Annotated in this window: 9 protein-coding genes; 2 read left to right on the forward strand and 7 right to left on the reverse strand. The window is 43.6% G+C overall.

Annotated elements, in window-relative coordinates; translation table 11 throughout:
- Window positions 1-725, reverse strand: a 725-nt coding sequence (locus RT064_RS10605; protein ID WP_313063298.1) for a DUF815 domain-containing protein, incomplete at its 3' end; no start/stop codon positions are given.
- Between the two features lie 229 nt (window positions 726-954).
- Between RT064_RS10605 and RT064_RS10610 the strand changes: the two genes are divergently transcribed.
- Window positions 955-3315: a hypothetical protein gene (locus RT064_RS10610; RefSeq protein ID WP_313063300.1), complete on the forward strand. Its 2361-nt coding sequence runs from the start codon at window positions 955-957 to the stop codon at window positions 3313-3315.
- Window positions 3316-3436: 121 nt separating this feature from the next.
- Here the strand turns inward: RT064_RS10610 and RT064_RS10615 are convergent, their stop codons facing one another.
- The 6 genes from RT064_RS10615 to RT064_RS10640 all read right to left on the reverse strand — a co-directional run bounded on the left by RT064_RS10615 (window position 3437) and on the right by RT064_RS10640 (window position 9507).
- Window positions 3437-3781, reverse strand: a complete 345-nt coding sequence (locus RT064_RS10615; RefSeq protein ID WP_224054120.1) for a YbeD family protein — start codon at window positions 3779-3781, stop codon at window positions 3437-3439.
- A 216-nt stretch (window positions 3782-3997) separates the two neighbouring features.
- The gene (gene rpoD, locus RT064_RS10620; protein ID WP_313063306.1) at window positions 3998-5902 is read right to left on the reverse strand and encodes an RNA polymerase sigma factor RpoD; all 1905 of its coding nucleotides are present in this window, start codon (window positions 5900-5902) and stop codon (window positions 3998-4000) included.
- A gap of 271 nt (window positions 5903-6173) precedes the next feature.
- Window positions 6174-6434 (reverse strand): 2Fe-2S iron-sulfur cluster-binding protein, encoded by a 261-nt coding sequence (locus tag RT064_RS10625; RefSeq protein WP_313063308.1) that lies wholly within the window; start codon window positions 6432-6434, stop codon window positions 6174-6176.
- Window positions 6435-6474: 40 nt separating this feature from the next.
- Window positions 6475-7608 carry a class Ia ribonucleoside-diphosphate reductase subunit beta gene (gene nrdB / locus RT064_RS10630; RefSeq protein ID WP_313063310.1) on the reverse strand — a complete coding sequence of 378 codons (1134 nt, stop codon included), beginning with the start codon at window positions 7606-7608 and terminating at the stop codon, window positions 6475-6477.
- A 335-nt stretch (window positions 7609-7943) separates the two neighbouring features.
- The gene (locus RT064_RS10635) at window positions 7944-8537 is read right to left on the reverse strand and encodes a Dps family protein (RefSeq protein ID WP_409519567.1); all 594 of its coding nucleotides are present in this window, start codon (window positions 8535-8537) and stop codon (window positions 7944-7946) included.
- Window positions 8538-8820: 283 nt separating this feature from the next.
- The gene (locus RT064_RS10640) at window positions 8821-9507 is read right to left on the reverse strand and encodes a YcxB family protein (RefSeq protein WP_313063312.1); all 687 of its coding nucleotides are present in this window, start codon (window positions 9505-9507) and stop codon (window positions 8821-8823) included.
- 293 nt (window positions 9508-9800) lie between these two features.
- Between RT064_RS10640 and serS the strand changes: the two genes are divergently transcribed.
- Window positions 9801-10897 (forward strand): serine--tRNA ligase (gene serS / locus RT064_RS10645; RefSeq protein WP_313063315.1); only part of this gene is annotated, 1097 nt, incomplete at its 3' end.

The following is a 10897-nucleotide window of genomic DNA, read 5'->3' on the forward strand; positions in this document are numbered from 1 at the left end:
GGATGGAACGACAGCCACAGCCCAAAGCGGTCAGACAACGACACGGTTTCATCAATCGTCTCATACGGATTGACTTCATCGGTTTGCCCATTATAAATGCTCACATTGTCTTTCATCAGTTGCGGTAATAGATGACGGCGGTTACTGGTCGCATAGACCAGTAGTTTGTCTTGCTCGCTATCTAGCGCGCCATCGAGCACGCTTTTAAGCGTGCGATAATTCTCATCTTGTCCATTGAACGCTAAGTCATCACAATACACCACATAATGACAGCCATGATTGGGCTGAGCTATATGAAGGTCTCGTACCGCTTGGCGAATCGGCTCTAACATCACCAAATCATCTCGTGACACTTCGATAATACGAAGACCATCCGCTTTATATTGATTGAGCAATGCCCGAATGAGCGACGATTTTCCTGCCCCACGTGTGCCTGTCATGAGTACATGATTGGCAGGTAAGCCTGCTAAATACTGGCGCGTGTTTTGAACCAGTTTATTTTTTTGTACCTCAATGCCAAGCAAATCATCCAACGTCAATCGCAAATCCACGGTTAAAGGTACCAGTTCACCGCTGCCTGTGCGGCTATTGGATTGCCAGCGGTAAGCAAGCACGCTTGGGTCAAGTTGTATGGGCTTGGGCAGCTGCGCCTGTAAAAATTGGGTGAGTAAGTGTTCTAGGTTAGCAGGTAAACTAAGGTTAGCGGGTAGACTAAGTTGCGACATATAAGGGTTCTTCTAAGTGGTTTTTAAGTGACTGGTTTTTAAATGAGTAGTTTTTAAATGAGTAGTTTTTAAGCAATTTTACGGTATTTAATCCGTATGATAGCAAAACTCCGTTAGATTACCCATTATCTTTGTAAACACGGTAGCATAACACTGGCTTTTTGTTTACAAAAAAAATCAATTCAGTTATAAAGATAGGCTCTATAATAAAATTTGTTAAGGAAGCTCAATGAATGCGCAACAAGCCATCGCCTTTAGTATAAAACCTCTCACTTTTGCCATTGCCATGCTGGGGATTCATGGCTGTGCCACGCAGCCAAGCGCAAGTCAACTGCTGTCTCAACGTGTGTTGCAAGCCAACCAACAGTTGGTCAGTCGCCAAAGCTATGCTTATGACTATCGAGTCAATGTGGTGCGTCCGCCCTTACGTAGTGCACAAGCGCTACCTGCAAGCCCTAATCGTTTAAAACTTATCCAGCAGCTTAGCGCAGCGCAGCACCTTGATGCTCGCCAGCAAGCCTTGGTCACAGAGGGGGTCAATCACCAAACCCGTGAACAAAGCGAAGTGGGGCAAGTGATGGATATTTTAACCAAGCGCTTTGAGTTTGCCTCCACAGGTGTGGTAGATCTTCGCAGAAGGCAAATGTCAATCGTGCCTGAATTTCGCTACGTGCAGAACAATGCGGGGGCGTTTATCAAAGTGCCACTGGCGGCTGATTTTGCGCGCTCCAAAGTATATGCTGACTTATCGGGACTCTCTGAGTTTGCCACCGACCCGCAATATGATGGACGCTACATAGAATATGACTATAGCAAACTGCTAAAAGATAAAAAGATAGATAAAAGAGCCTTATTCAAGGTATTTGAACAGATGTCATTGCTAAACGCCACCCTTGCTAAAGAAAGCGATTATCAGACATTGGCTTTGACTAATGAAGATAAAGCCAAAGGTGTGAGCCAGCGCATTGGCTACCGCATTGGCTACAATCAAATGCTAGCCGAATATTTGCTGTTCTTTCACGTCAATGAGCGCTACCTAAAATCATTCATCAATTCAGCCGATTTTGTCAAAGATGATGAGCTAAAGCAGCTTAGTAGCCTTGCTGTTAGCCCACGGTATCTGATGAAAAAAGCCTTTGACAGCCATGAGTTGGCAAGCGTTGAGGAAAAAGCGTATGAATCTGCCATGCGCCTGTATGAAGCCATTGACAAAATGCGGGCACAATCAGATGACAGCGCTGCTGACCCAGCCAGTGCCGATGCTGCAGAGGCAATGTACAGTTTAGAGACTCAAACAGCCACTGACGAGCCAACCACAGACGAACCAACCAGTGAAGAATTAGCTCAAACTGCAAAAGCCTTAGCAGCCTTTGACAAATACCAATCAGACAAATTGGTCAGTGCCGCTGCACTGGCAAAAATCATTGAGGCCAATCCGCAAGCGTTTAAAGCGCTGCAAGCTGAAATAAGCAAAGAGGCAAATAGCAGCTTTATGTCAATGGATGATGACATCCGTATCAGCTACGGACTCAACCGCCAAAATCAACTACTCAATGTGGTAGCAATGAGTGATTTGCCAGCATTTGACAACACCACGCCGACTACCAATCAGCCCAAGACCCAAATGCGCACAGTGGTTAACTTTTATGATTATGGCAAAGCCCGCGTCAATCCTGATATCTTCAACAAGGCAATCACTTGGCAACAAGCATCAAAAGATAACAATCTATGGGCGGCGACAAAACAATCCAAAGTCTTTGACAGTGATAAGAATTTAGAAGCCTTGTCCTATAGCCTACTCAAACAAAACAAAGGGTTTGTCGAGACGTTTGTCACCCTTTATACCTACCAGTTTGTGTTGCAAAAAGATGAAGCCAGCCTCAATGAAATAGATATGGCGGCGCTAAACGCCGCTGCAACCAAACTTGCAAAAATACAGGCCGATAATTATGCAGTCATGAATACCGATAGCCGTCAGCAAGATGCCATTACAGACGTTGATGCGTATGTCGATGAGGAACTTGCTGAACATATCGCAGGGATTGTTGATAAAACCTATCGCAATCAGCAATACTTGCAACAGATTGCCAAACTTAAAGCGCAAGGCAAATCTGACGCCCAGATTTTTAGCCAGTTGTATCAAACTATCAGCGATAAACCCAGCGATGTAGAAAGTGCAGCTGCAGTAGATGTTGTTGAAGAAAGCGAAGAACAACAAGCTTGTTCGCTGCTCTTGGACACAGATAAACTTGATAAAACATCACGCACCCGCCTTGCTAAAATCTGTGCAAAAATAGACAAAGCCACCGCCCAAGAGCAGGCAGCGAGGCAGCAATCTGGCAGCGCTGATACTGCACCCGTCCGCATGACAGCTGCCGATATCGCCAAGCAAAAGCAGGCGCGCGATAAGTTTAATCAATTACTCGGCGAAATCGCTATCGAAGATATGCAGACCCAAGCCAAGCATATTAGCCTATCTGATGAGGATAATGAGTTAATCGAAAAACTCAAACCTCACTTTGAGGCGAGCTATGATTTTGATTATGATGCCTACAAAGCTGCCTATCAGTTGTTACTTTTGAGCCAATAATCGGACAAACGAAGCATCAACTGCTGATGACCTATATAAAACAGATAAAAAAAGCGGGATAACTAATGTATCCCGCTTTTTTGTAAGTTAATCAATCGTGCCATTTTTAACCATGACAGGTTTATAATACGGTACGAATACTTGCCGCTTCATCGAGCATTTTATACAAGCTATTGACTTGCTCGGCTTCTGTCAAATATACATTAGCGCGTACGGAGTGGAAACGACCGGTACGCGATGGATTGATAGTCAAACTTGCCAAATCAAATTCAGGAAATAAACTACCCAAAATTAATTTTACTTCATCAAGTAGCGTTTCTTTGTGACCCTCATGACCGATGATACTTAACGGATAATCCATGGGAAAATTCCACAATTCTGGGTGCTGGATATCCGTAGGTTTCGCCGCTCGCGTACTACATGCAGCGGCTTCCAAGTTATTAAGCGTAATTGTTTTATCGTTCATAGCATCACCTAAGGTTTTATAAATTTCTTTAGGGTCTAAATGAGGGTAAAACCGATAATTTCAAGACGTTAGAATTTGGCGTGGAAAAAAGCGCCATTCATAAATCTATCCATAACCTTATTCATAAAAAGCCACATCCATAGAAAAGCCTTATTCATAAATCCGCCCATAAAAAAACCGAGAACATTGTCTCGGCTTTTTTGGAGGGATATAACATTAATCATTCTCTAGGAATGAACGTAAATGTTCTGAGCGAGAAGGGTGGCGCAGTTTACGCAGCGCTTTGGCTTCAATCTGACGAATACGCTCACGGGTAACATCAAATTGTTTACCCACTTCTTCTAAGGTATGGTCGGTAGACATATCAATACCAAAACGCATTTTAAGCACTTTGGCTTCACGTTCGGTGAGGTTGGCTAACACTTCACGGGTAGCTTCTTTTAACCCTTGTGCCGTTGCTTCATCCACTGGGCTTGAGATGCTCGAATCCTCAATAAAATCACCCAAGTGACTGTCTTCATCATCACCGATAGGGGTTTCCATTGAGATTGGCTCTTTGGCGATTTTGAGTACTTTACGGACTTTGACTTCGTCCATCTCTAAGCGTTCGCCCAATTCCTCAGGGGTCGGCTCACGTCCCATTTCTTGTAATAGCTGGCGCGATACACGGTTGATTTTATTGATGGTTTCAATCATGTGCACAGGGATACGGATGGTACGCGCTTGGTCAGCAATCGAGCGGGTGATGGCTTGGCGAATCCACCAAGTGGCATAGGTCGAGAATTTATAACCACGGCGATATTCAAATTTATCTACCGCTTTCATCAAGCCAATGTTACCTTCTTGAATCAAATCAAGGAACTGCAAACCGCGGTTGGTGTATTTTTTAGCAATCGAGATGACCAGACGTAAGTTCGCCTCGACCATTTCTTTTTTGGCGCGGCGGGCTTTGGCTTCACCCACAGACATGTTACGTGCGACCACTTTCATTTGGTCGATGTTCATGCCAAGATTTTGCTCATGCTGCTGGATACGCCCTTGATACTGTAACACTTCATTAAGTACCCGCTCTAATGTATCTGCAAAGACAGGTTTGCCTGCGATACGGTTAGGGAGCCAGTCAAGGTTGGTTTCATTATGCGGAAAGGTTTTGCGAAACTCATCTTTTGGCATTTTACCGCGGCGAATCACCAGTTTCATGATATGACGTTCGTTTTTACGCACGTCTTCATACACCTCGCGCATCATATCCATGATATTGTCAGAGACGCGGCTATTGAGCTTAAACAGCATAAAGCAGTTAGCAAGCTCATTCATCGCCGCTTTGACCACGTCGCTATCACGGTCATGGGTGGCTAATAAATCTTTGACCTTGGTGAACAATTGCTCTAATTCTTCAAAGCGCAGACGCACTTCTTCAGGGTCAAGACCGCTGGCTTCTTCGGTATCGGCATCTTCGCTGACTTCGCCATCGGCTTCTTCGATTTCATCGGCATTTTCGGCTTCATCATCGAGTTCATCCTCGGCTTTGTCGTCTTTGACTTTGGGTTTGATAATCGGTAACGCGATTTCTACCTCTTCGTCATCGGCAAGCGGGATGACATCAGCGGCTTCAGGGTCAAGAAAACCGGTAATAATATCCGAGACTTTCTTTTCACCTTCAAAGGTTTGGTGGTATTCATTAATGAGCATGGCCACGGTACCTGGCCAAAAGGTCATGGCATGTTGTACATCGCGGATACCGTCTTCGATACGCTTAGCAATCGCAATCTCACCTTCACGAGTGAGTAGGTCAACCGTACCCATCTCACGCATATACATACGCACAGGGTCGGTGGTGCGACCTGGCTCAGATTCTACTGAGGCAAGTACCGCGGCGGCTTCATCGACAGCAATTTCGTCATCATCCGCATCATCGCTAAGCATAATGTCGTCTTCATCAGGCGCGGTCTCAAAAATCTTGATGCCAACGTCTGTGAGCATTTGAATAATATCATCAATTTGGTCACTTTCAGTTACCGATTCGGGGAGTTGGTCATTAATCTCAGCATAGGTGAGATAACCTTGCTCTTTACCTAATTGAATCAGCGTGGCTAATTGAGAAGTTGAATGTTCGCTCATGAGGGCTCGCTTTGATATTGGTTAAAAAAATAAATAATGTAATAGCACGACAAATAAGCTAATGACTGTATTTCTTCATTTTTATCAAGGGATACACCCTGCAAATGACAGTCGAGGACTAAATAAAGATTTAGTATAGTTAAAAAGCGGTAGTCAACCTATTATTATAACGGATTATATGAGGTTCGCGGGGAGAAAATTAAAGGCAAAGCGGGTAAGTTTTCGCTTTATGCGGTATTCCGCGCAGTTTTTGGCGGGTTATTTTGGTAAATCAATCGATATCAAGCTCGATTGTCCCCCTGACTTGACAACAGCAGGGTAGGATTTCGTCATCGGCTAACATCACGAGCGGCGGGTGAATATAGTCGATACGGGTGTCATGGTGGCGACGGCGGTATTTGAGCTTACAAGTACCGCAATAACCTTCAAGGCATTGGTGATTGGCAGGGATTTTTGAGCGAAGCATGCCTTGTAGCAACGTCTCGGCGTCATGCAGATAAAACTGCGTGTTGTTGGTAAAAATCCATGCCATAATCGATTATATTGCCTAAATAAAATAAGCGTATGACGAATTACAATTCAAAATCATCAAACGCATCATCACTTAGCTCTGCGTCAATTTGACCGACTAAGTAAGAGGTGATTTCTGACTCTTGGGGCGCGACTTGTACGTTGTCTGAGGACAACCAAGCATTGATCCATGGAATTGGGTTGTTTTTAATCGCCGCAAAAATAGGGGGTAAGCCAATCGCATCCATACGTAGGTTGGTAATGTATTCGACGTATTGCACCAAGATATTTTCATTCAAGCCAATCATTGAGCCATCTTTAAACAAGTATTTTGCCCATGCTTTTTCTTGTTCAGCCGCGTCTTTGAAAATTTCAATGGCTTGCTGCTGGCAGGCTTCGGCGATTTCTACCATGTCAGGGTCATCTTTGCCCGATTGCATCAAATTAATCATATGCTGGGTGCCGTTTAGATGAAGCGCTTCGTCACGGGCAATCATTTTGATGATTTTGGCATTGCCTTCCATCAGTTTGCGCTCAGCGAAGGCAAATGAACAAGCAAACGACACATAAAAACGAATCGCTTCTAGCACATTGATAGCCACCAAACATAGATACAATTTGGTTTTAAGTAGGCGTAAATTGACCTCGACGGGTTTACCATCAATCACATGACGACCTTCACCGTATAGGTTATATAGCTGAGATAGTTGATACAGCTCGTCATAGAACTTGGCAATCCCTGTCGCGCGCTCCAGGATAAAAGGATTGTCAACGATATCGTCGAATACTTTGCTTGGGTCATTGACCACGTTACGAATAATGTGGGTATAGCTGCGAGAATGGATGGTCTCAGAAAATGACCATGTTTCAATCCAGGTTTCTAGCTCAGGAATCGACACCAGCGGCAGTAACACGGCATTGGGGCTACGACCTTGAATCGAATCAAGCAAGGTTTGGTATTTTAGGTTACTTAAGAAGATATGCTGTTCATGCACTGACAAGTTGCTAAAATCCAAACGGTCTTTGGAGACGTCAATTTCTTCTGGACGCCAAAAGAACGACAATTGCTTTTCAATCAACTGCTCGAAAACAGGGAATTTTTGTTGGTCGTAACGTGCCACATTGACAGGCTGACCAAAAAACATCGGCTCGAGCAATGGGTCATTTTTGGTTTGGCAAAAGATGGAATATGACATAGCGGTGAATCTTCTTCAATCAAAGTTCAAGACAAGTGGCGTAGCAGTATCAGTTAGCAAATAAATCAGCTAACAAATAAATCAGTTGAAAATGAGCAACTGGCTAGTGTGCTTGGCTATTATAGATAACAACATATAGAAATTGCAATCCACCCAAGGATTTGATTTTTAAGGATAAAATTCATAAGATATTGAAATATATAAATATTTATATATCAAAAAATAACTAATTAAATTCATTGACATTTGAAAATCTATATATTGTGTTTTTATTTTTACACACACGCAATAAAAAAGACGACTGTCAAAGCCGTCTTTTTGGTTAGATGGGACGATTAGCCAAGATAGGCGTTGTACATCCACACCAATTTTTCTTGTTCTTGCACATAGGCAGTCAATTGGTCGGCAGTACCTTGATCGTCATCTTCATCCGCTAGGTCAATGATTTCACGTTCTTTAGCGATAGTCATAGTCAGACCCGTTAAAATACCTTTCACACACGCCACACCGTCAGAGACGTTTTTGTCTTCTTTGATGCTTGAGATTTTTAAGAAATCGCTATAAGCATGTAGTGGTGTGCCTTGTAAGGTCAAAATGCGTTCAGCAATTTCATCAATCTGGATTTGTAGCGCAGTATATAACTCTTCAAACTTCACATGGAGGGTAAAGAAATCTGAGCCACGCACGTTCCAGTGATAGCCACGCACATTGGTATAGAACACATGATAGTTGGCCAATAAGGTATTTAATTGCTCAACAATGGCACTCATGTCTGCAGCGGCTAAGCTGATATCGCGTGTTTTACTTGAGCCAGATTTGGAAGCGGTAGATTTGGGGGTAGTCACTTTTTCACCTGATTTATCGGCATTGTCTAATTGTTCTGAATCTTGTTTGGTTGCTGATTGCTTTGTAGTGGCTTGTTTTGCCATGTTGTTATCTCCTAAAATGATGATTTTTATTTGTTTAGGACTTAATTGTAAGCCTAAACAATCTGTTACTAAAATTAATCGTTTTTATCAGTACATTTAATTTTATCAATTAAAATGTACGGTATTACCCTAAAAATGATATCAAACATTTGGCGTAACTGTGTGCAAATTTGGTAAATAGTTTTGCTTGCCGCCATAAAAAAACTGCAGTTTCTTGGCTGCAGTTTTTGTGGTCATCAATAAGTAGTTTTTTTTAAATGTTGTCTTAGTCTTAATCGTTGTCTTAATTGTTTTCTGGGAAATATTTATCAGTCGGTTTGTCGGTTAAATCAAAACCTGGTTGTCCGATGTTTTGTTGTAAATGATGACGTAGGGTATCAATCGGGAATTTTTGGTTGGCAAGGCGTTTGGGGACGATTTGGCTGCCTTGTTGGCTTTCACCCGTTTTTGGATTTTTAACATCAAACATCATAAAAATATAGTCAGGCGTTTCTTGCCAGTTGGTGACATTGTCCCATTTGATGACTGCTTGCTGCATACCGCTGCTACGTACCAAAGGCTGATTGTAGCCGCGTGGCATGGCGGGCATGTTGGGTGCAGGCATGGACATCACTACCCCGTGCTGCTGTACGCCAAGCTTGATTTGTTGCATCTCTGGCGGCATGCTTTGGCTTGCCATTTGTTTTTCAAATTCGTTTTTCACGTACCATTTAAGACCGTAGGTACGCGCCAGCAAATAAATCACCACACCCACGAGCATCAACCAAAAAACAATGGTGGAATAACCGTGCACAAAAATCAGACCTAAAATCGCTAGCACCACAATGACTGCCAAAATTGCCCAAGTTTTTGGGGTGATTTTGGTCAAAGTTTGGTTGTTGGCATCAAACAGCTGTAGCTGTGCTTGACGAAATTCGTCCTCGGTCAGATTCAAATCCACAGGTTGTAGGGTGTAAGGGTACAGAGCCATAAACAATTCACTCACTATCAAACGATAGTTACAAAACGATAAAAGAAGGCTTATCTTACCCAACCTTGACCCAAAAATAAACCTAACATCGCACTTTTTGATAAATTTTTGTTTTACCGCCAATGCAGCGAGGGGCGAACACCGATAAGCTACGACGGATAAATCGTCAATTTGCCGTGTATTTCTAGTCGCTACCGTGAAAAATCGCTGCAATCTTGGTATCATACATGCTGATATCAACAGCCATTTTGCTGCTTTAACTCAAGTTTGAACAATTTAAGGAACTTATCGCCATGATCGACCCAAAATTACTGCGTACAGAACTAGACACGGTCGCCGAAAAACTTGCCAAACGCGGCTATGAGCTTGATAAAGCATTTTGGCAGCAAGTCGAAGAACAGCGCAAATCCATTCAAGTCAAAACCGAAGAGCTACAAGCCAAAAAAAATGCGGGCGCCAAACAAGTCGGCTTGATGAAACGTAATGGCGAAAATACCGACGCTTTGATGGCAGAAATGGCAACCATCAGTAGCGACATGAAACAAGCAGAAGACGCGCTCAAAGCCTTGCAGGAGAAAATTCAAGCGGCAGCTTTAACCATCCCAAACTTACCGGATGACAGCGTGCCGGCAGGTAAAGATGAAAACGACAATGTCGAAATGCGTCGATGGGGCGAACCACGCCAATTTGATTTTGAGGTCAAAGACCATAGCGACTTGGGCGAAGACTTGGGGTTACTTGACTTTGAAATGGCGGCAAAACTGACTGGCTCACGGTTTAGCGTGCTAAAAGGTCAACTCGCCAAACTCAACCGCGCCTTGATTGCCTTTATGCTTACTACCCATACCGACAAATACGGTTATACGGAAATGTATGTACCGTATATGGTCAATGCCGACAGCCTACTTGGCACGGGGCAGCTACCAAAGTTTGAAGAAGACTTATTTAAGCTGCGCGGTGAAAAAGAGTATTACTTAATTCCTACTTCAGAGGTGCCGCTTACCAACACCGTGCGTGACAAAATCCTAGATCCTGAAACGTTGCCCATCAAAGTGACTGCCCATACCCCCTGTTTTCGTAGTGAAGCGGGCAGTGCCGGGCGTGATACTCGCGGCTTGATTCGTCAGCACCAGTTTGAAAAGGTAGAAATGGTGCAAATCGTCCATCCTGAGACTTCAATGCAAGCCTTAGAGGACATGACAGGACAAGCGGAATATATCTTGCAGCAGCTTGGTTTGCCGTATCGGGTGATTGTACTGTGTGGCGGTGATATGGGCTTTGGCGCGGTGAAAACCTATGATATCGAGGTGTGGCTACCGTCTCAGACTACCTACCGTGAAATCTCTAGCTGCTCAAACTGTGGCGACTTCCAAGCGCGCCGTATGCAAGC

The sequence above is a fragment of the Moraxella sp. CTOTU49097 genome, assembly GCF_032064105.1.
GTDB lineage: Bacteria > Pseudomonadota > Gammaproteobacteria > Pseudomonadales > Moraxellaceae > Faucicola > Faucicola osloensis_B.

Bases quoted from the DNA above. Each gene is read 5' to 3' on its own strand.
- nrdB (WP_313063310.1), bottom strand. From the start codon at position 7,608: ATGTCATATTCCATCTTTTGCCAAACCAAAAATGACCCATTGCTCGAG.
- RT064_RS10635 (WP_409519567.1), bottom strand. From the start codon at position 8,537: ATGGCAAAACAAGCCACTACAAAGCAATCAGCAACCAAACAAGATTCA.
- RT064_RS10610 (WP_313063300.1), top strand. From the start codon at position 955: ATGAATGCGCAACAAGCCATCGCCTTTAGTATAAAACCTCTCACTTTT.
- RT064_RS10625 (WP_313063308.1), bottom strand. From the start codon at position 6,434: ATGGCATGGATTTTTACCAACAACACGCAGTTTTATCTGCATGACGCC.
- RT064_RS10640 (WP_313063312.1), bottom strand. From the start codon at position 9,507: ATGGCTCTGTACCCTTACACCCTACAACCTGTGGATTTGAATCTGACC.
- RT064_RS10615 (WP_224054120.1), bottom strand. From the start codon at position 3,781: ATGAACGATAAAACAATTACGCTTAATAACTTGGAAGCCGCTGCATGT.
- rpoD (WP_313063306.1), bottom strand. From the start codon at position 5,902: ATGAGCGAACATTCAACTTCTCAATTAGCCACGCTGATTCAATTAGGT.